The organism is Actinomadura sp. HBU206391 (genome assembly GCF_014323665.1).
GTDB lineage: Bacteria > Actinomycetota > Actinomycetes > Streptosporangiales > Streptosporangiaceae > Actinomadura_C.
In genome coordinates this window covers 1-20741 of sequence record NZ_JABVEB010000068.1, presented here as the reverse complement: position 1 = coordinate 20741, position 20741 = coordinate 1, and the positions used below count along the sequence as shown (strand labels likewise).

Here is a 20741-nt window from a genome sequence, read left to right as displayed (position 1 = left end):
ACGGGACAGCCGAGCGCCGCGCAATGAGCACCGCGCAATGGGCACCGGCAGCAGGCGAGCGAGCACCACCCCCGAGAGAAAGCGAGAGAGCCGGCATGACCGTCGACCAGCAGAACGCTGCGGACCACCACAATGTGATCGAGGTCCGCGGCGCCCGCGAGAACAACCTCAAGGACGTCTCGCTAGACCTGCCCAAGCGCCGGCTCACGGTCTTCACCGGCGTCTCGGGCTCCGGAAAGTCCTCGCTGGTCTTCGGCACCATCGCCGCCGAGTCACAGCGCCTGATCAACGAGACCTACACGGCCTTCATCCAGTCGTTCATGCCGAGCATGGGCCGGCCGGACGTCGACGCCCTGCGCAACCTGAGCGCGGCGATCGTCGTCGACCAGGAGCGGATGGGCGCCAACTCCCGCTCGACGGTCGGTACGGCGACCGACGCCTACACCATGCTGCGGATCATCTTCAGCCGGCTCGGTGATCCGCACATCGGCACCTCGACGGCCTTCAGCTTCAACAGCGCCGAGGGCATGTGCCCCGAGTGCGAGGGGCTCGGTCAGGTATCGAAGATCGACATCGACCAGGTGGTCGACCGCGAACTGTCCCTCAACGAAGGTGCGATCATCGTGCCCGGGTTCGCGGTCGACTCCTGGCTCTGGCAGGTCTTCGCGAGCTCCGGGTTCTTCGACCCGGACACCAAACTGAAGGACTACACGCCGCAGCAGTGGGAGGAACTCCTCCACAAGCCCTCGTGCAAGGTGAAGATCGGCTCGCACAACCTCACCTACGAAGGCCTGATCAAACGGATCGAGCGGAGCTATCTCGCCAAGGACCGCGACGCGATGCAGTCCCACGTCCGGGCCTTCGTCGACCGGGCCGTGGTCTTCGCCGACTGCCCCTCCTGCGGGGGCGCACGACTGAGCGCCGCCGCGCTGTCCTCCACCATCAAGGACGTCAACATCGCCCAGTGCTCGGCGATGCAGATCAACGATCTGGCCGAGTTCGTCGCCTCGATGGAGGACGAGTCGGTGGCCCCGCTCCTGGCCACGCTGCGCCACACCCTCGACTCACTGGTCGAGATCGGCCTCGGCTATCTCAGCCTCGACCGCACCTCGTCGAGCCTGTCCGGCGGAGAGGCACAGCGCGTGAAGATGGTCCGTCATCTCGGCTCCTCGCTGACCGATGTGACCTATGTCTTCGACGAGCCCACCGTCGGGCTCCATCCGCACGACATCCAGCGGATGAACGAGCTTCTGCTGCGCCTTCGGGACAAGGGCAACACCGTCCTGGTCGTCGAGCACAAACCCGAGGTCATCGTCCACGCCGACCATGTCGTGGACCTCGGCCCCGGCGCCGGCTCGGACGGCGGCGAGATCTGCTACGTGGGCGACGTGACCGGTCTCCGTACGTCGGGGACGCTCACGGGACGCCATCTCGAACACCGCGCCGGCCTCCGCGACGAGGTCCGCACGCCCACCGGCCGGATCGCCATCACCGGCGCCACCCTCCACAACCTGAAGAACGTCTCGGTCGACATCCCCACGGGCGTACTCGCCGTGGTCACCGGTGTGGCCGGGTCCGGTAAGAGCTCCCTCATCCACGGCCACCTCTCCGGCCGGGACGGCGTGGTCGTCGCCGACCAGTCCCCGATCCGCGGTTCGCGCCGTTCGAACCCGGCGACGTACACGGGGCTGCTGGGCCCGATCCGCACCGCCTTCGCCAAGGCCAACGGAGTGAAGGCCGCCCTGTTCAGCGCCAACTCCGCGGGCGCCTGCTCGAACTGCAACGGCATCGGCCTCGTCTACACCGACCTCGCGATGATGGCCGGAGTCGCCTCGGTGTGCGAGGAGTGCGAGGGCAAGCGCTTCACGCCCGAGGTGCTCACCTACACGCTCAACGGCAAGAACATCAGCGAGGTCCTCGGGATGTCGATCGCCGAGGCCTGCGACTTCTTCGGCTCCGGGCAGGCCCGTACGATCCTCGACCGCCTCCGCGATGTCGGCCTCGGCTACCTGCGGCTCGGCCAGCCGCTGAACACGCTCTCCGGCGGTGAGCGTCAGCGCCTCAAGCTGGCCATCCACATGGCGGAGAAGTCCTCGGTGTACGTACTGGACGAGCCGACCTCCGGCCTGCACATGGCCGACGTCGACAAGCTGCTCGCCCTGCTCGACCGCCTCGTGGACGACGGCAACACGGTGGTCGTCATCGAGCACCACCAGGCGGTGATGGCCCACGCCGACTGGCTGATCGACCTCGGGCCCGGGGGTGGGCACGACGGCGGTGAAGTGGTCTTCACCGGTCCCCCGGCGGAACTCGTCGCCAAGGCCGAGACCCTCACGGCCCGACACCTACGCGAGTACGTCGCCGAATCCGCGGCACGCGGCTAGGGCCGCATGCTCGGCGAACCGCGCCTTCGAAGCGTTCGCCGAGCGTGAGGTCGCGCAGTTCCGGCGTCGGATCAGCGCTGGAAGAGGCCCTGCTTGGGGCGGCGGTGGTCGCCCTTGGGACGAACCCGGTCCGCCGGGGGACGGCCGAGCCGGACCTGGGTCAGCAGCACCGAGAACGCCACCAGCAGCGCGGCGAGCCAGGCTGCCTGCGTGCTGGCCAGCCGCTCGAAGGTGAGCTCCTGAGCCTGCGGCGTGCCGCCGCTGCGCAGAGTGTGCGAGGGCGCGGCCGCCGGAACCGTGGGCGCCATCGACGGCGCGCTCGCCGGGATCTCCGGCAGGGTGACCTGCGGGCTCTGCAGCGAGGCCGCCGGGCTCGGGGGCACGTACGGCGTGGTGCCGGTCCCGGTTCCGAGCCCGCTCGAGCTGCCGGTCGAACCAGTCGATCCGGATCCGCTCGAACCGCTCGATGAGGTGTTGCTGGAAGCCGGCTTCTTGGTCACCGTGATGGTGGCTCCGTCGGTCTTCGTCTTGGCTCCGGTGGCGGACGCTATCGCCGAGACGGGAACCGATCCCTTCGTGTAGCCCTTGCGGATCGAGACCGTCATGGTGCGGTACGTGCCGGCTTCGCCCACCTTGCCGAGGTTCTGTTGCGAGCTCACGGTCGCATTGCCGTTGGTGTCGAGCCGCAGCCTGGTGTTGGTCGCCGTGTTCCGCGTCGCCCACACATGGACGCGTACCTTCACCGAGTCGCCGCCGTGCACGGCTCCGGACGGGATCGCCAGGTCGACGTACAGCACGGGCGGTGGGGGCGGTGTCGTGGGGGTGGGCGTCGGGGTCGGAGTCGGGGTCTCCTCATCGCCTGTGGCAGGCGCCGTCACCGGGTCGCCTGGGGAGTCGCTGCCCGGAGCGACGTAGGGCTCAGCGGCGAGAGCGGCCGGCACGCCCACTGTCAGGGCCACGATCGCTGCCGCGCCGAGCCCTACGAACATCGGCTTGCCTGCTGACCGGGAGACCACCGGTACTGCACCTCCGTCGCATCGTTGTCGATCTATATTGCGAGCTACCCGCCTGCGGCCTTTCAAAGCCAAGCGAACAGCAACTCACGCGGCAAAATCAACGCCGATGGTTAACTTGTCTGAGTAGTCGACTCTAAACGGTTTCCTCGTGCAGGTCGACCACTTCGGCCCGTGGTGCCCAGGTCTGCCAGACCCCTTGGTCGATCCGGTCCAGTCCGAGCGCCTCGGCGACCGGCGCCCGCCCACCGGTGTACTCCACCCGTAGCCAGCTCTCGTGTTCGCCGACGATGACGAAGGGCTCGCCGCGCCACATGCAGGTCGTACGGACGTAGCCGAGCGAGTCGAGCTCGGCGACGGGGACCACGCGCCGGTATCGGCCCGGCTGGGTCTCCTCGAAGCCGGCGACGGGTTCGGTGGCGTACAACCGGACGGTCGAGTCGGCGCCCGGACTCGCCTCGTACTCCGCCCCGCCCCAGCTCGCGATGTAACCGTCCCGGATCACTGCCCGGCCTCCGTACGCTCTTGCGAGGTCGTCTCGGATTCGCCGTCGGCCCGCAGCCAGGTGAGGACATCGGGATCGTAGACCGCCACGAACCGCTCGGAGCGGTCTCGCCCGAGGTAGTACATCTCCGCCCCGTAGGGGAGCCGGACGCTGTCGACCTTGTACTCGCGGATCGTCCCGAAGCTTCCCGGGGCGAATCCGTCACCGTGGAAGGGCGGTCGTTCGACGACCCAGCCGGCATCGTCCCACACCTGCCGGTCCTCTTCGGTCTGGCCGCCGAACGGGATCCGGTAGAGGTCGTCGCAGTGCGCCGTCCAGCGAACGACGTACACGCCGTCGTCGTCGGAGGAGAACGTGGAGTCGGCGGTCAGCAGGCCCAGCACCTCGTAGAGCTGTGCGGGGGTCTGCAGATCGGTCACGTCGGAGGCCAGGTGCACGAAACCGCCGACCCGGTCATAGCCCTGGTCCAGATACCAGGTGACATGGCCGTGCGGCAGGACCTTCTGCATGACGGGTGACCGGTGCTGCGGCTCGTGCGGCGCGGCCGCGAACGGCTGGGACGGCGCGCCGGCCGGGGCCTCCTGCGGCATCTGTGGCTCGGCCGGCTGCGGGAACCCGGCGTCGGCGTCGGCGTCGGCGCTGCGGATCAGCCCCACCCGTACGGCCCACTCGCTCAGCGCCTGGACCTGGTCGCCGCGCAGCGACGCGCCGATGCGGGTGCCGGGATTGAGGAACATCGTCCATTCGGCATGTGGCCAGCACCCGATGAGGTCGCGGAAGTCGGTGTAGACGAACCGGGGCTCCGGCGCGGCCGGGTCGGTTCCGGGCGTGCCGCCGACGGCGATGCGGAGCTGGACGAGAGAGGTGAAGACCTGGACGGACGAGGGGTCGCGCAGAGCCGCCTTCCACTGGAAGCGCGGGTCCATCGGGGTGACCTCGACAGGTGCGTCGGCGGGGATGGGCACCAGCACGTCGGCGCTGAGCAGCACGTGGAGGAACGCGTCGGTATCGCCGTTCACGGCCGCTTCGTACAGTTCCTGGTCGGTGCGGTTGCCCGGCTCGAACTGCGGGAGCGGCTCTGGCTCGGTGTGGGTCACGGGCTGCTCGCCGGTCGCGCCGCCGGTCGCGCCGACGGCCCCGGCGTCGGCCGCCGGTTCGATCGGCGGCTCGATCGGCGTGGCGACCGCCGGCTCCGGTTCGGCCGGGGGTTTGAGCGCGGCCACCTGGTCGCCGGACACGGCCGCGTCGATCGGTGAGCCGGGGTTGAGCACGAGCGTCCAGCCGGCGTCGGGCCACGCTGACACGATGTCCAGAAAGCTCGGCATGATGAATCGCGACGGCCCGATGGCGTCGTGCATCCACTTCAGCGACGTGAAGATCTGGATGGACTTCTCGCCCTGGATCGTGAGGGGCCGCCACGGGAACCCGGGATCGCCAGGCTGGATGCCCCACGGGGTCTCGGGGTCGGCCGGCAACAGCACCTGGGCGTTTCGCAGCACCTTGAAGAAGGCGTCGGTGTCGCGCCGCGCGGCGGCCTCGTGCAGCCGCCTCTCCACGTCGTTCTGCGGATCGAAGCGCTCGGAGGTCCGCTGTGTCGCCAGCTGATCGGCCCACTCGGTGATACCGAGCAGCCGGTCACCGGCGAGGACCATGCCGACCGGGGTGCCGGAGTTCAGGACGAGGGAGCACCCGCGATCCGGCCAATATCGGATGACCGACCTGAAGGGGAACTTCATGAAGTCCGGCGCGCCGGCCGCACCCGGTCTCGTCTCCTCGGCGAGAGCCTCGAGCATGCGCTCCTGTGAGGTGAACAGGGCGATGCTGCTCTCACCGTCGTGCTCGGTGATCTGCCATGGAAAACCGGGACGACCGGGGCGTCTGGTGGGGTCGGTCTGCTCGGGCACCAGGATGAGGACTTCGGCGCCGAGGAGGGCTTTGACGAAGGCGTCCTCGTCGCTCTCCGCGGCGGCCCGCAACAGGGCCCGTTCCACGTCGTTGGCCGCCCGGAAGCCGACGGTCGCGGGAAGGCCGACGGTCGCGGGAAGGCCGACGGTCGCCGGGACCTTGATGGGCGGGGCGCCGGCCGCGGGTGGTGCCGGGGCGGCGTCGCCCGAGGGAAGGTCCTTCAGCGGTTGGAAGTCGTCGCCCGGCGAAGGAGCCTCGGGGGGCGTTGAGGCCACCGCCGGCCGGTCGCCGCCGCCCGTGGGCGCCTCGGCGCCCGGCGCTCCGCCGGCGAGGGGCTCGGCGTCGCTCGAGGCGGGTTCCGCCGCCGCGTTCGGCGGTGCCGGCTGCTCGGTGACCGGGAGTTCGGTGACCGGGGGTTCGGTCACCGGAGATTGTGCCGTCGGCGCGTTCGGCGCGTTCGGCGCGTTCGGCGCGTTCGGCGCGTTCGGCGCGCTGGGCACTTCGGGGGCCTCGGACCGGATCGGCAGTCCGGCGCGTGGCGGCCGGGCATCTCCGTCGGCGATCTGCCGGACGAACCACGCGGGGAACAGCCCTTGGATCGGCAGGCCGGCGTTGACCGCGAGCCACCACTGCGGCTGGGGCCAGCCGTCGGCGATGTCACCGAGTTTCAGCAGCATGAAGTGCTCGACCGCCGGCCCGAGCCCCGCCTGCATGGCCTCTGGCGAGGTGAAGGCCAGCACGTGCGTGCGCCCGTCGATCTCCTGGGTGGGCCAGGTGGGCTGGGCCCGGTTGGCGACGACCTCCTCCGCCACGTCCGGTGCGACGGGGATCACCAGTTCGATCTCCGCAAAGAGCCCGAAGTACGACTCGGCGTCGCCGGAGCTCAGCGCGTCACGCATCCGGCCTTCCAGCTCGGTCGCGGGCTGCCATGCTTCGACCACGTTCTACACTCCCCTGAGCAGGCCTCGGACGCCCTAACGCTACACGGGGCGAAGCAGCACAAACGGCGACTGCGGCGGTCGGCGACCGATGTCGGCCCCAGGTCCAGGTGATCGGCCGCATTGCCGGGTCCGGCCACCGGGGGGCCGATGGGTTCAGCACCACCGGAGGTGGTAAGGACGCCAGTCGTCCACGTGCGCGGTATCGGCCCGGTGCGCGGTGTCGGTCCGGTGCCCGGTGGTGTCGTCCCGGTGGTGGGTGTTCCAATGTCGTTCGAGCCCGGGAGTCAACTCCGGCTTCAGTTTCCGTAGGAGCGCTTCGCGTCCGGCCTCTTCTCCGCCTTGATCGTAGGCGTCCTCGTAGACCTTTTGATCGGGATAGTCGGCCCGGCCGGTGATCCCGAGTCCGCGCAGCCGCAGGTTGAACTTTATGCGTTGCACCGCATTGGTCACAGTCCTGGCGACACCGTCGTTGATGTACTGCTCCCGTGACACCTTGGTCACGTCAGGCAACGGGCCATATGCAGGTATGTCGGCGAAGTCGGTGAGTGCCTCGAAATACTTGTCAAGCCGAGCGGCCCTTGATTTCGTGGTGTCGAGGTGGATCGTTCTTTTGGCCTTGTCGTATGAATTGCCGCCACCCTGCCGGTATTCGACTTTGATCCCTTCTCGGGCCGCCCAGGTCAGTATCGGCTTTATGTTAGGGGTGGCACGAATGAGCTGCTCGTCGTCGAGTTGTTCTTTCGATTCGGGGCCCTGGAAGACCTTGTCCACGGCATCGTGGATCTCGCGGCAGGCCGGTGGGGCGTCGACGGTCTGGCATCCGACCCCGTCAGCGTCGGTGGTGATCAGGGCGGCGATGAGGAGCGTCGCCGCGATGTGAGTCGTCAGGAGCTCGCCTTTCTCGCGTGAGCGCCGTGATGCAACGTCGCTGTTCCCGTACGGCCACCGCATGTGCGTACCATCTGTATTCGAATTCGGTAGATCGGTCAGCAGGGCAGCAAACCCCAGACGCAGGTCCAATCTCGTGGGTGGGCCCTATCCCATTCCGCACCGTGAAGCTCGGCCTCCATTGGATCGGTCTTGTTTTCCCGCACGAGCAAATCTTTTACTGCCTTCTCGCCACCCTTTTTGTAGGCATCCCAATATGGGTTGTCCTTCGGCTCGGGTGTGTCGTCGATCTTGAGTTCTTTCAATTGATCGCGGATCGTAAAAGCTTTGGCGTTGATGTCCGCTTGTCTGCTGATACTTTGGTCGATGAAGTCTTCGCGCGACAGCTCGGTCGAGATGGGCTTCAAATTGATCTTAGAGATATGTGCAATCGCATTTATATAAGCCTCCTGCCGCTCTTCTGTCGAGCGCTTTGTGTTAAGCAGAAGCTTGGTTCCCTCTAGGGTATTGTGGCCGCTTTTGTTGCCCTGCCCGTATTCAATGGTGATTCCGTTCGCGCGGAGTCATTCCGATATAGAACTTGGAGACGAGAATCCCAGTAGCTGTAGCCCCCTGCTCCACAAACGCTTCTCGTCGTCGATCTGTTGTTGTGGTTTATCGGGCCGCATGACCTTGTCGACTGCGTCGCCGACTGCATCTCCGATGGCATCTCCGATGTCCGCCGGGTCAGGGTCGGCGCCGGGGCTCGGTCGGCCCGAGGCCATCGGGTCAGCGGGTGCGACGAGACTATCGACGCCCACACAGTTCTCTCCCACCTGCAGGCACATCGCCCGCTCCGCGGTACCCTGCGGAGCCGCCCCGCCCGGCGGGGCGCCGCCCGCGCCGGAAGGAAGGGCCTGGGCGCCGCCGTGGCGGCGGTAAGGGCGTGGGACCGAGGGAGTGGCGCCGCCGCTGGAGCGTGCGGTCGGCTTCCCGTCGACGGGCTCGCAGCCATCTCCTTGCACCTTGCAGATCGCCCGCTGGGCATTCGACACCACCGCGCCGCCCGCGTTGGTAGTGGCGATGGCGGCGGTGACGGCGGCGATGAGGAGTGTCACCGCGATATAGGACGTCGCGCCTTCGCCGTCGTCGCTCGAGCCTCGTGGCGAAATTGGCGTCGATGACGGTGCAGACCATGGCATGTGGCAGACCGTATGGACTCGAACAGAGCGATGACAGGGCCAAAAGACCCAGAGCGAGGCCTGTGGAGGGACCTATTGACAGGTTGCCCCGGCCTGGGCCCGGGCTCTATTTTCACCCGCCCACGCCTGCGCTGATGCCGTAGGTTAAGGCCGATTCGGTGGAGTGAGGAGCGTCGATGGTGCGCGCGTTGCGTGGTCGTTCGGTGGTCGTCTACTGCGTGGTCGTGCTCGGTCTGCTGGCCGGTTGCGGGAACAAGTCCGAGGTCTGCGACGAGACCAAGGCGGCCTTCGAGGGGCTGGCGGCGCAGGTGCGCACGGCGCCGGCCACGGACGCCGCCCAGTGGAAACAGGCCGTGGACCGGTTCGCCGCGCGACTCGACGCCCTCGCGAAGAAGAGCGACGACGCGAAGCTGAAGAAGACCCTCGAACAGGCGGTGGTGGCCGCCCGGGGCGCCGCCACCGGCGCCGGGAACGGCGACGTCGCACAGCTCCAGCGATTTCTCACCGAGCAGCCGCGGCGGATCGGCGAGACCTGCTCCTGATGCATCGGAGCCTCCACCCCGAAGTTTCTCCTGGGCTCTCAGCGGTCAGCCGCAATGCCACAGTTTGAGGCATTGCCAGCTCCGCTTGGGTTTGGGATGTACTTGATCCCACATAAACTCGATTTGACCGGTCAGGTACGGTGCCTCCTCGGCGTAGATCGCCTGGCGTCCACCTCGTTTGCCTATCTCTTGTTTCTCGGCATCGGTGAGCATCCGGCCCTTCTCGGCAGCGGCGGCCTCCTCACGTTCGACGGCCTTCGCATAACCCGAGTCGTAGGTCTGCTGATGGGGGGAGTCGGGGAAGCCGTGGTCGCCTCCGGCCTGTACCTCGCGAGCAAACGAGGCCGCAGAGGCATAGCGGTCCACAAGCTCTGTCACCTTCGCCTGGACGAACTGGTCGCGCGGCGTGGTGTAGATGTCGATGGTCTCGGAGGCCGGGGCGGGGTTGGCGGCGTAGAGGATCGTCTCTTGATAAGCGCGAGTCTGAGCGTCTCTGGTGGTCGTGGTGTCGAGGTAGAGCGTTTTATTCGTCTTATCGTTGAAATTTCCACCGCCGCGCCGGTACTGGACTCCGATGCCCTTTTGGCGCATCCATTTCTGGATGACGCTCCGGTACGGCTCGGCTCTGGGAATCAAGACCTCGCCACCGGCTTCACCCGGAATCGCGGACTTGCTGCTGTTCTGCTTGACGCCCCCTGGGTCTCTTCGGCCCGAGGCAGTCGGCTCACGACTCGCCGGCTTGCAGGAGTCCAGTGTTACGCGGCAGACGGCGTTCTCTGCGCTCGCAGTCACGTACCCGCCTATATTCGTTGTCACCATCGCGACGACAACACATGCGACTAAGATGATCACCGCGAGGTATCCCACGGATCCCTCTCCGCTTTCGGGGATGGCAGGCGATGTCGCCTTACCTCTGCGGCTCGAATCTTGAATCATGCGCATATCGTATCGCTGAGGAGCGGTGGCGCCTGGGTGTCCCAGGGCCCAAGAAAGGCTCAATCCGACATGGGTCCTCGACTGGATCACGAGCTGATCGAGGGCCAAAAGAAGATCAAAATGGCTCGAGTATTTCAAGTGCCCATTGCTCTGGCGCCGCTCATACCGCAGTTCAAGCCCGCGAAGCGTCGACGCGGGTGTATGTCTTCGGCGGCGTCCATTGGAGTCGGCCGTCCGCCGTCGCCTTGGCGCGACCTGCTCCTGATGCCGCCGCCCGGCGCGGCCCGGGCTGCCCGTCATGGCCTCGGAGGGCTTCCTGATCACGGGCAGTTGCGCCAAATCCAGAGGCAGGTCCAGCGCCGTGGATTGTGGTGCTCCCAGTCCTTCCTGAGCCTCGCTCTCTCCTCCGGGTTCCAATTTTTACGGAGCTCCCGGCTTCCGTAGTCATCGCCGATCCGTTCCTTTTCGGCGTCAGTGAGCGGACGGCCCCTTTCGGCGTACCAGGGTGCGTTGGTCTCCACGCCATGGTCGTAGGCTTCATTGTAGACGCGCTGTATCTCGTCGTCGGGAACCTCGGCGCCGCCCTCGGACTTCTGCACTTTCCGGGTCAGCCTGGCCCAGGCCAGCTGCACATCAGCCCTCTGGTCCAGAACCTCGTCGACGTAATCTTCGCGGAGCAGTTTCTTCGGGTCAGGTGCTTCCTGGTCCGTGGGTATTCCGGCGAAGTCGGCGATCGCCTTCTCGTAGGTCTTGGCGCGATCTTCGAGGGTGGTCGTCGTATCGAGATAGATCACCTTGTTGGTCTTGTCGTAGGTGTTGCCGCCGCCGCTGCGGTACTCGGCCTTGATGCCCTGCTGGCGCATCCAGACCAGTGAGACCTTCCCGTGCGGCCGCTCCTTGAGAAAGGCTTCGTCGAGTTGCTGCGGCGTGGCCTCTGGGGCCCGAGCCAGGGTTGCGTTGACCGAATCCTGGACCGCTTTTATCGCGAGGCTTGGATTCAGCAGAGCCGCAGTCGTGATCGATTTCCTCTTCGGAGGCTTGGGGAGCTTAGAGGACTTGGGGGTCTTGGGGGGCCTAGGTACCCCAGGGGCCTTACAGTCATCTGCCCCTACGCGGCAGACCGCGTTCTGCACGTTCGATGTCACGTAACCGCCTATGCCGCTGGTGGCGATCACGAGGGTGAGCCCCGCTACGAGGAGGATCACCGCCAGATGCGACGTCGAACCCTCGCCACCATCGCTGGAATACCAGGATGAAGATCTCTTCGGGTACGGGGTGGGTCGGCACATTCGCGTACCGTAAGGGACCCGGGAGGGGCGGTGACAGGGTCCCGAGGCCCAACCGGGGCCCGCACAAAGTGCCCCGGCGAGAAGGTCCGAAAAGCGCTCAGATCGGCGTCCCCGCCAGGGGCGTGCTCAGGGGGCGAGTTCGCGGCCGAGGTCCTCGGCGGCCCGGTGGAGCAGCGGCACCGCCCGCTGGACCACCTCGGCGGTCATTCGCGGGGCCGGCCCGGACACCGAGATGGCCAGCGGATTCGCCGTGCCGAGCACCGGTACGGCGACGCAGCACACTCCGACCTCCTGCTCGCCGTCGTCCATCGCATAGCCCTGAACCCGGACCTGGTCGAGCACCTGCGCGAACATGGCGGGGTCGGTGATCGTGTGCTCGGTCTGGGCCGGCATCCCGGTGCGGCCGAGCAGCGCCCGCACGTCGCCCGGGGGCAGGTGGGCGAGCACGGCCTTCCCGACGGCGGTGCAGTGCGGATGGACCCTGCGGCCGACCTCGGTGAACATCCGCATCGAGTGCCGCGAGGGCACCTGGGCCACGTAGACGATCTGGTCGACGTCGAGCATCGCGAGGTTGGCGCTTTCGCCGACCGCGTCCACGAGGCGGGTGAGGTACGGCCGCGACCAGGTGCCGAGGAGGTGGCTGGCGCTCTCGCCCAGGCGGATCAGCCGCGGGCCGAGGGAGTACTGCCGCGACGGCTCCTGACGGACGTAGCCGAGGTCGACGAGGGTGCGGACCAGGCGGTGGATCGTTGGCAGCGCCAGCCCGGACTCCTGGGCGAGCTTGGACAGCCCGACCATCCCGCCCGCGGCCGCCATGGTCTCGAGCAGCTCGAAGGCACGCTCGACGGACTGCACGCCGCCGCCGCGCGGCTGGTTCGCGGGCTTCTGCTCGGCCTCGCCGTCGGCCAGGCCCTTGTTCGGCTCGGTCAAGCGAGCCCTCCGTTCTGGTCCCCCGACCCCGCCGGGTGCCCCGTGATCCTGCGATGTCCTCGATCGCCCGGACCGCAGAAGTCTAGTCGTCGCGCCGTACCGGGGCCTCGATCGCCGCGTACGCCTCCTTGACGAGCTCCAGCGGATGCCACGCGGTGCGCTCGGTGCCATGCCGGATCTGCTGGCGACAGGACACTCCGGTCGCGGCGACCACGGTGTCGGCGGGCGCGGATCTGATGGCCGGGAAGAGCCGGTCGCCGCCGACGGTCATCGAGATGTCATAGTGCTCGGCCTCGAAACCGAACGAGCCGGCCATCCCGCAGCATCCGGCGTCGAGTTCGACCACCTCCACGCCGGGGAGGCGGCGCAGCAGCGCCAACGTCGCGGCCGTGCCGACTTCGGCCTTCTGGTGGCAGTGCCCCTGGTAGAGGATCCGCCGCCCGGACAGCCACGACTCGCGCAGCGTCAGCCGGCCGGTGTCGATCGCCTCGACCAGCAGCTCCTCCACCTGGCGCACCCGCCCCGCGACATCGCGGACGTTCGGGTCCTCGGGCAGCAGCCGCGTGTGCTCGTCCTGCAGTGTCAGCACGCACGACGGCTCGCATCCGACGATCGGCGACCCCGGCTCGGAGGAGGCCAGCAGCGCCGCCAGCGAGCCCGCCTTGTCCTTCGCACGGTCGAGCAGGCCCTTGGAGTAATCGGCCCGGCCGCAGCAGCCACGGCTCTCCAGCCGGACCGACCAGCCGGCGTACTCCAGCAGTTCGATCGCCGCCCGGCCGATCAGCGGCTCGGTGAACGTGGTGAAGGAGTCGGCGAGGAAGGTCAGTTCGCCCAGCGGAGCCGCGCCGGCCGCCGCACCCGTGGGCCGGGCCCCGGCCGGGCGCCGACGGAACCAGCGGATCAGGTTCCGGCGCTGGAACGTGGGCAGCGGCCGCTCGGCGGTGATGCCGATCACGCGCTCCATGATCCGGCGTACGGCCCGGATGCGGATCGGCAGGTTCGACAGGGGGGCCGTGGCCGAGCCCAGCCGGTTGAGGGTCCGGATGCGGCCGAAGGCCCGCGATCGCCGCGGCACTCCGCGGGCATCGTGCCGGTGCGCGAGCGCCTCGGCCTTGAGGGCGGCCATGTCGACCCCGAGCGGGCACTCGCTCTTGCAGGCCTTGCACATGAGGCACAGATCCAGGATCTCGTGCAGCCGGTCGTCGCCGAGCGCCGCTGAGGGGTCGGGTTCGGACAGGGCCTTGACCAGCGCGTTGGCGCGTCCGCGGGTGGCGTGCTCCTCCTGCCGGGTCGCCATGTACGAGGGGCACATCGCCCCTGTGGCGCTCTTGCGACACAGCCCGATGTTCATGCACCGGTCGGCGGCCTCGCGCATACCGTCAACGGACGTGGCCGAGGAGCCGGCCCCGGCGGGCGCGCCGACGGCGCCGCTCCCGCCGATGACCTCGAACGTCAGCCGGGTCCGGATCGGCGGCGCAGGGGGGAGCGCGGCGTCGCGTAGGTTCTCGGTCATCGGCGGCGCGTCGACGATCTTGCCTGGATTCATCCGGCCGTCGGGATCGAAGATGCGCTTGACCTGCCGCATCGCCTCGTACAGCTCGTCACCGAAGATCTCGCGGTTGAACTCGCTGCGCGCGAGGCCGTCGCCGTGCTCGCTGGAGTTGACCCCGCCGTACTCCTTGACCAGGTCCTTGACCTCCTCGGCGACGCTGCGCATCGTCTGGACGTCATCGGGCCTGCTGACGTCCACGAACGGCCGGACGTGCAGACAGCCGACCGAGCAGTGCCCGTAGAAGCCGGCGGTCAGGCCGTGCCGGTCGAGCACCTCCTTGAACCGAGCGGTGTAGTCCACGAGGTGCTTCGGGTCGACCGCGGTGTCCTCGACGAAGGCGAGCGGGCGCAGCGAGCCGGTGCCCGCGGCCATGAGCAGGCCGAGGCTGGACTTGCGGACCTTGAGCAGGGCGCTCTGCTGGGCCGGAGTCTCGGCCCGCAGCGTGTGATAGCCGTGGTCGTGCTTCGACCACAGGGCGGTGAGCCGGTCGAGCCGGGCGATGAGCTCCTCGTCGTCGTCACCGCTGAACGACACGAACAGCAGGGCGTCCGGGTCGCCTTCGAGGATCGTGCCCAGCTCGGCGTACTCGATCTTGCTGCGGGACAGGTCCAGGATGGTGCGGTCCATCAGCTCCACGGCCGAGGGGTCGCAGGCCATGGCGTCCTCGGTCGCCGCGATGGCGGCGAGCGCCGAGGTGAAGTGGCCGACCGCGATCACGGTGCGGCGCGGCTTCGGGACGAGGTCGACCACCGCCTCGGTGGCGATGACCAGCGTTCCCTCCGATCCCACGACGAACTTCGCCAGATCGAAGGGAGTGCCATCGGCGAGCCGGTCCAGCCGGTAGCCGCAGGCCCGCCGCCAGTAGGGCGGGAACCCGCCGGCGACCGCCGACTCGTGCGCCGCCAGCAGCTCGGGCAGCTCGTGGTAGAGGCGGCCTTCGAGGGTCTGCAGCCCGGCGCGGCGGGCGCACTCGGACGCGTCGACCGGGGCGAAGTGAGCCGCCGACGCGTCGGAGAGCACGACGTCGAGCTCGCGCACGTGGTCGATGGTCATCCCGTAGCGGACCGACCCGCTTCCGGCGGAGTTGTTGCCGATCATCCCGCCGATCGTGGCTCGGTTGCTGGTCGAGGTGTCGGGTCCGAACATCAGACCGTGCGGTGCGGCGGCACGGTTGAGCTCGTCCTGCACCACCCCGGGCTGCACCCGTGCCGTACGGGCTTCGGCGTCGATCTCGACTATGCGGTTCATGTGCCGTGACAGGTCCAGCACGAGGCCGGGCCCGACGGTCTGGCCGGCGAGGCTCGTACCGCCGCCGCGCGGCACCAGCGGCACCCCGTGCCTCTCGGCCGCGGCGACGGCGGCGGCGACGTCGCCGGCATGGCGCGGGAACACCACGCCGAGCGGCGTGATCGCGTACATGCTCGCGTCGCGTGAGAACAGGTGGCGGGTGTAGTCGTCGAACCGCACCTCGCCCTCGACCTCGTGCCCGAGGTCGTGCTCCAGGTCACGCGCCTGCACCGCGGGCCGCGTCATGGGCGCTGCAGACGCTGGAGGGCCGCGTTGATGCCGCTCGGATCGATGGGCACGCCTGCGACGGACAGGCCCATCTGGACGCCGGCGAGCGTTCCGGCGAGCATCAGGTCATTGAAGTCGCCGAGGTGGCCGATGCGGAAGACCCGGCCGGCGAGCTTGCCGAGCCCGGCGCCGAGGGACATGTTGTACTGATCGAGGATGACCGCGCGGATCTTGTCCGCGTCGTGGTCGCCTGGAACGATGACGCCGGTGAGCGAGCCGGAGTGCTCGCGCTCGTCGGCGCACAGCACCTCCAGGCCCCAGCCGCGCACCGCGAGCCGGGTCGCCTCGGCGTGCCGCTGGTGGCGGGCGAAGACGTTCGGCAGCCCCTCCTCCTGGAGCATGAGCAGCGCCTCGCGCAGCCCGTACAGCAGGTGCGTCGCCGGGGTGTAGGGAAAGGCGCCCTTCTCGTTGGCGGCGAGGATCGGCCGCCAGTCCCAGAACGACCGGCTCAGCGTCGCCTTCTCGGACGCGGCCAGGGCCTTCTCGCTGACGGCGTTGAAGCCGAGGCCGGGCGGGAGCATGAGCCCCTTCTGCGATCCCCCCACCGTGACGTCGACGCCCCATTCGTCGTGACGGTAGTCGATGGAGCCGAGCGAGGAGATCGTGTCGACGAGCAGCAGCGCCGGGTGCCCGGTCGAGTCGATCGCCTGGCGCACCTCCGCGACCCGGCTGGTGACGCCGGTGGAGGTCTCGTTGTGCACGACCAGTACGGCCTTGATGGCGCGCTCGGTGTCGGCGGACAGCTCGTCGGCGACCCGCTGCGGATCGACGCCGTGCCGCCAGTCGCCGGGGATGAGGCGGACGTCGAGGCCGAGGCTGCGCGCCATCTCCTGCCACAGCGTCGCGAAGTGACCGGTCTCGAAGCACAGCACCCGGTCACCCGGGTTCAGCGTGTTGACGAGGGCGGCCTCCCAGGCGCCGGTGCCCGAGGACGGATAGATGACGACCGGGCGAGTGGTGCCGAAGACCGGCCGGATGCCGTCGAGGACGTCCGCGGCGAGCTCGGCGAAGTCCGGGCCGCGATGGTCGAGAGTCGGCGCCGCCATGGCGCGCAGCACCCGATCGGGCGTGTTGGTGGGGCCGGGGATCTGGAGGAAATGGCGACCAGTGTGCGTCATCCGGCGAGGCACCTCTCGTGACCGATCCGTGATCAATAGTCCATGATACGGAAACTTTATATCGAAATATGGATGCCGTGTCGAGGAAGGGGGAGGGGTGATCAACAAGCCTCATCGGCGGGGAACTCGTCCGTCGGATCCCGTGCCGGGAGCCGGAATCGGGTCGAGCGCCGGGCCTTGACCACTGGATGTGAGGTACCTCATACTCCCAAAACGGAACATCGTTTTCACATTCCGGAAATCTACGCATGCCGCCAGCCGAACGACGAACAGCCGAACTACGAACTCCCCGAACCCCCTGATCCGGGAGGCTTCATGTCCGTAGAAGTCGTCTCCATCCTCATCCTCGTCGGCATCTTCCTGCTGGCCACGGTCCGGCCGGTCAACCTGGGCGCGCTCGCCATCGTCGCCGCCTTCGTCCTCGGCGTCACCGCGCTCGACGGAAAGGACGTCGAAGAGCGCACCGACGCGATCTTCGAGGGCTTCCCCGGCGAGCTGTTCATCATCCTCGCGGGCGTCACATACCTCTTCGCCATCGCCAAGAGCAACGGGACCGTGGACTGGCTCGTGCACGCCGCGATCCGTGCGGTCGGCGGCCGGGTGGGACTGATCCCCTGGATCATGTTCCTGGTCACGGCGTGTCTCACCGCGATCGGCGCGGTCGTCCCCGCCGCGGTCGCCATCATCGCCCCGATCGGGATGGGCTTCGCCATCCGCTACAAGATCAACCCGCTGCTTATGGGTCTCATGATCATCAATGGGGCGACCGCGGGGGGATTCTCCCCGATGAGCATCTTCGGCGGCATCACCAACGGCGTGGTGGACAAGGCCGGACTGCCCGGCAACCCCACCCTGCTGTTCCTGGCCTCGTTCTTCTTCAACCTCGCGATCAGCGTCGTGGTGTTCTTCCTCTGGGGCGGCCGGGACCTCATCGGCCGGCGCGCCGACGACCTCGGCGGTGAGCCCGGCGGCGCCAAGCGTCCCGATACCGCTGACCTCCCCCAGGACACCGGGCCGGCAGGCTCGTCGGAGCCGGCGGCCGAGACCGCGGCGAAGACCGCGGGCCCCGGTGGCGGGTCCGGGGACGCCGCGACCCCGGCGACCACCTCGCCGCGCGGCGGCGTCGCGACCGTCACCACCTCGCCGGGCGGTACCTACGAGGCGATGACCCTGGACCGGGACCGCAGCCTGACACTGCTCGGCCTGGCCGCCCTCGCCGTCGGGGCTCTGTTCTTCGATCTGAACGTCGGCCTGGTGGCCATCACGGTGGCGGCGGTCCTCACCCTCATCTCGCCCGTGTCGGCCAAGGAGGCCGTCAATCAGATCGCGTGGCCGACCGTGCTGCTCGTGTGCGGAATCGTGATGTACGTCAGCGTCATGCAGAGCCTCGGAACCATCGACTGGCTCGGTGACGAGGTCGCCACCGTCGGCGCTCCGCTGCTGGCCGCGCTCATCATCTGCTTCATCGGCGGCGCGGTGTCGGCGTTCGCCTCGACGACCGGCATCCTCGGTGCGCTCATCCCGCTCGCGGTCCCGTTCCTCACCGGCGGCGAAGCGGTGGGGGCGGTGGGGCTCATCACCGCCCTCGCCATCTCGTCGTCGGTGGTCGATTCGAGCCCGTTCTCGACCAGCGGCGCGCTGGTGGTGGCGAACGCGCCGGATGACCGCCGGGACGACGTCTACAAGGGCCTCATCCGATGGGGCTTCAGCATGGTGGCGCTCGCCCCGATCGCCACCTGGGCCATCTTCGTCGTCCCCGGCTGGCTCTGATCCCAGACGCGCGGCCGCGGAGTCATCCGCCCGATCAAGGGCGCCATGACACCGCGGCCGCTCGCCGTTTCGGCCTCGTCGCCGTGGGCGGCCGGCTCGTCAGCGACCGGGGTGCCGGGCCGCCCGGCTCAGGGCGCGTGACCGTCGCGGCCGCGGCCTGACTCGGCGGGCGGGGGCTGTCCGAGCCGCGGCCGAGGCTCGACCGTGGCCTCTGGCGGCTCGGGCGACTGGTCCGGGTTGTCCGGCTCCTCCGTCGGCTCCGGATCGGCCGGCTCCTCGGACGGTTCGGGCTCGAGCGGTGCCGTGGGCGTGGGCACGGCCGTCGTCGAGGGCCGGGTGGTGTCCGGTCCGCTGTCGCGCGGGGGCCTGTTCGAGACCGTGGGCCCGGCGAATCTCTCCACCGGCATGTTCTGGGTCGCCTCGGCCATGTACGACCGCCAGATCTGCGCCGGCAGCACTCCGCCGTAGATGGAGTAACCGGGGATCTCCAGCGGCTTGTTGTCGGTCCGGAAGATCCCAACCGAGGTCGCCATCTGCGGGATGAAACCGTTGAACCAGATGGCGCGGCCCTCGTCGGTGGTGCCGGTCTTGCCCGCGACCTCCCGGTCGTACAGTTGGGCGGCCGTGCCGGTGCCGCCCTCGACCACTTTGGTCATCGCGTACGTGGCGTCGCGGGCCACGTCCTTGTCGAACGCCTGGACGCCCTTGTCAGTGATCTTTTCCGGTTTGCTCCCCGGCCTGGCGATCGACTTGATCACGTGCGGCTTGTGGTGGACGCCCTCCGCGGCGAAGGTGGCGTACGCGCTCGCCTGCTGCACCGGGCTCACCGAGACGGTGCCCAGCGGGAAGGTGGGCGAGGTGTTCGCGCTGTTGGCGGTGAGCTGCCTCTTGGGAATCCCGAGCTTCTCGGCCATGGCGGTGACCTTGTTCAGGCCCACCTCCTGCCCGAGGTTGATGTAGGCGGTGTTGATCGACTGCTGGGTGGCGGTGACCAGATCGACCGTGCCGTAACTGGTGTTGTTGTTGTTCTCGAGGCTGACGTTGTTGAAGGTCTGCGGGGAACTGCCGTCGACGGTGCTGTCGAGGCCCAGGCCGTCGTCGAGCGCGGCGGCGAGAACGTACGGCTTGAACCCCGAACCGGCCTGGGCGTAGGCGCCGAACGACGAATCGAGCTGCCGTTTCAGGTAGTCGCGGCCGCCGTAGAACGCCTGGACCTCACCGTTGGCCGAATTGATCGACACGAGCCCGGTCAGGACCTTGTTCGACGTCTCTTCCGGAAGGTTGGAGTTGACCGCCGACGCCGCGGCGTCCATCAACTTCTTGTCGAAGGTGGTGACGATCTTCAGGCCGCCCCGGTTGATCTCGTCCTCGGCGTAGCCTCGGCTCTCGAGCTCCTTCTTGGCGATGTCCATCATGTAGCCGACCTGGCCTTTGAGAACATCGGTGTGCTTCTGCTCGGGCGGTACGGGGAACTTCATCGTGGCCGCGTCCGAGGCCTTGACGGCACCGAGCCGTACCATTCCGTCGATGACGTACCGCCAGCGCTGTTCCGCGGGCGCCCGCTTGTCGCCGTAGGGATCGGCGAAGTACGAAGGGAGCTGGATCGCCGCCGCCAGGTAGGCGCCCTGCTCGGGGGTGAGGCTTTTCACGTCGGTGTTGTAGTAGGCCTTGGCCGCCGCCTGGATGCCGTACGCGTTGCGGCCGAAGTAGATCGTGTTGAGGTACTGCTGGAGGATCCAGTCCTTGTCCTTCTCCCGGCCCACCTTCAACGCGACCATGATCTCTTTGAGCTTGCGGAAGACGGTGCGTTCCTGGCTGAGCCCGCTGTAGTAGTTGCGGACCATCTGCTGGGTGATGGTGGAGCCGCCCTGTACCTGCTCACCCGAGACGGTGGACCACAGCGCACGGGTCGTACTGGTCAACGAGACGCCGGGATCGTTGTAGAAGCTGCGGTTCTCGGCCGAGATCACCGCCGCACGCACCGCCTCGGGCACCGCGGACAGCGGCACCACGACACGGTTGGTGCCCTGCTTGGCGATGACCGTCTTGCCGTCGGCGTAGTAGAACACCGATCCCTCCGCCTTGGCCCCGCTCTGGGCCGACGGGATCGGAGTCAGCAGATAGGCGATCGCGAAGCCGAGAACGCCGAACCCGACCAGGCCGAGGATCGCGAGACCGGCGCGCCGTGAGTAGCGCGCGAGCCGGCCGCGCC

Annotated in this window: 15 protein-coding genes; 3 read left to right on the top strand and 12 right to left on the bottom strand. The window is 68.3% G+C overall.

The genetic code is table 11. The features are described 5' to 3' along the window. Positions 1-95: 95 nt before the first annotated feature. The gene (locus tag HKK72_RS20325) at positions 96-2384 is read left to right on the top strand and encodes an ATP-binding cassette domain-containing protein (protein WP_187235981.1); all 2289 of its coding nucleotides are present in this window, start codon (positions 96-98) and stop codon (positions 2382-2384) included. A 71-nt stretch (positions 2385-2455) separates the two neighbouring features. Here the strand turns inward: HKK72_RS20325 and HKK72_RS20320 are convergent, their stop codons facing one another. From HKK72_RS20320 to HKK72_RS20295, 6 genes are all read right to left on the bottom strand, one after another. Then, entirely contained in the window at positions 2456-3400 is a 945-nt protein-coding gene (locus tag HKK72_RS20320; RefSeq protein WP_187235980.1) for a hypothetical protein, read from the bottom strand. A gap of 133 nt (positions 3401-3533) precedes the next feature. Further along, positions 3534-3902 carry a hypothetical protein gene (locus tag HKK72_RS20315; RefSeq protein WP_187235979.1) on the bottom strand — a complete coding sequence of 123 codons (369 nt, stop codon included), beginning with the start codon at positions 3900-3902 and terminating at the stop codon, positions 3534-3536. Further along, the gene (locus tag HKK72_RS20310; RefSeq protein ID WP_187235978.1) at positions 3899-6748 is read right to left on the bottom strand and encodes an SseB family protein; all 2850 of its coding nucleotides are present in this window, start codon (positions 6746-6748) and stop codon (positions 3899-3901) included. The genes HKK72_RS20315 and HKK72_RS20310 overlap by 4 nt, the downstream gene beginning before the upstream one ends. Positions 6749-6901: 153 nt before the next feature. Continuing rightward, a complete protein-coding gene (locus HKK72_RS20305) occupies positions 6902-7768 on the bottom strand; it encodes a hypothetical protein (protein ID WP_187235977.1) in 867 nt (288 codons plus the stop codon). Next, complete coding sequence (locus tag HKK72_RS20300; protein ID WP_187235976.1) at positions 7735-8043, bottom strand: hypothetical protein; 309 nt, start codon at positions 8041-8043, stop codon at positions 7735-7737. The genes HKK72_RS20305 and HKK72_RS20300 overlap by 34 nt, the downstream gene beginning before the upstream one ends. A gap of 156 nt (positions 8044-8199) precedes the next feature. Continuing rightward, positions 8200-8817: a hypothetical protein gene (locus tag HKK72_RS20295; protein WP_187235975.1), complete on the bottom strand. Its 618-nt coding sequence runs from the start codon at positions 8815-8817 to the stop codon at positions 8200-8202. Positions 8818-8993: 176 nt separating this feature from the next. On the opposite strand from HKK72_RS20295, the gene HKK72_RS20290 reads away from it, so the two are divergent. Beyond that, positions 8994-9359 carry a hypothetical protein gene (locus HKK72_RS20290; protein ID WP_187235974.1) on the top strand — a complete coding sequence of 122 codons (366 nt, stop codon included), beginning with the start codon at positions 8994-8996 and terminating at the stop codon, positions 9357-9359. A gap of 45 nt (positions 9360-9404) precedes the next feature. Here HKK72_RS20290 and HKK72_RS20285 read toward each other — a convergent pair whose 3' ends face one another. From HKK72_RS20285 to HKK72_RS20265, 5 genes are all read right to left on the bottom strand, one after another. Then, positions 9405-10295 carry a hypothetical protein gene (locus HKK72_RS20285; protein WP_187235973.1) on the bottom strand — a complete coding sequence of 297 codons (891 nt, stop codon included), beginning with the start codon at positions 10293-10295 and terminating at the stop codon, positions 9405-9407. A 320-nt stretch (positions 10296-10615) separates the two neighbouring features. Next, positions 10616-11500 carry a hypothetical protein gene (locus HKK72_RS20280; RefSeq protein WP_187235972.1) on the bottom strand — a complete coding sequence of 295 codons (885 nt, stop codon included), beginning with the start codon at positions 11498-11500 and terminating at the stop codon, positions 10616-10618. A gap of 210 nt (positions 11501-11710) precedes the next feature. After that, positions 11711-12439, bottom strand: a complete 729-nt coding sequence (locus HKK72_RS20275) for an IclR family transcriptional regulator (RefSeq protein WP_315987351.1) — start codon at positions 12437-12439, stop codon at positions 11711-11713. 157 nt (positions 12440-12596) lie between these two features. Then, on the bottom strand, positions 12597-15599 hold the full coding sequence (locus HKK72_RS20270; RefSeq protein ID WP_187235970.1) for an FAD-binding and (Fe-S)-binding domain-containing protein: 3003 nt from the start codon (positions 15597-15599) through the stop codon (positions 12597-12599). Continuing rightward, positions 15596-16759: a pyridoxal-phosphate-dependent aminotransferase family protein gene (locus tag HKK72_RS20265; RefSeq protein ID WP_187235969.1), complete on the bottom strand. Its 1164-nt coding sequence runs from the start codon at positions 16757-16759 to the stop codon at positions 15596-15598. Before HKK72_RS20265 ends, HKK72_RS20270 begins: the two co-directional genes overlap by 4 nt. Positions 16760-17074: 315 nt before the next feature. Between HKK72_RS20265 and HKK72_RS20260 the strand changes: the two genes are divergently transcribed. Continuing rightward, positions 17075-18529, top strand: a complete 1455-nt coding sequence (locus HKK72_RS20260; RefSeq protein WP_187235968.1) for an SLC13 family permease — start codon at positions 17075-17077, stop codon at positions 18527-18529. A 128-nt stretch (positions 18530-18657) separates the two neighbouring features. Here HKK72_RS20260 and HKK72_RS20255 read toward each other — a convergent pair. Continuing rightward, positions 18658-20741: transglycosylase domain-containing protein (locus HKK72_RS20255; protein ID WP_187235967.1), on the bottom strand; the 2084-nt coding region annotated here is incomplete at its 5' end.

Coding starts and splice junctions, on each gene's coding strand:
- HKK72_RS20295 (WP_187235975.1), bottom strand. CDS start 8,817: ATGCCATGGTCTGCACCGTCATCGACGCCAATTTCGCCACGAGGCTCG.
- HKK72_RS20260 (WP_187235968.1), top strand. CDS start 17,075: ATGTCCGTAGAAGTCGTCTCCATCCTCATCCTCGTCGGCATCTTCCTG.
- HKK72_RS20325 (WP_187235981.1), top strand. CDS start 96: ATGACCGTCGACCAGCAGAACGCTGCGGACCACCACAATGTGATCGAG.
- HKK72_RS20285 (WP_187235973.1), bottom strand. CDS start 10,295: ATGATTCAAGATTCGAGCCGCAGAGGTAAGGCGACATCGCCTGCCATC.
- HKK72_RS20270 (WP_187235970.1), bottom strand. CDS start 15,599: ATGACGCGGCCCGCGGTGCAGGCGCGTGACCTGGAGCACGACCTCGGG.
- HKK72_RS20265 (WP_187235969.1), bottom strand. CDS start 16,759: ATGACGCACACTGGTCGCCATTTCCTCCAGATCCCCGGCCCCACCAAC.
- HKK72_RS20290 (WP_187235974.1), top strand. CDS start 8,994: ATGGTGCGCGCGTTGCGTGGTCGTTCGGTGGTCGTCTACTGCGTGGTC.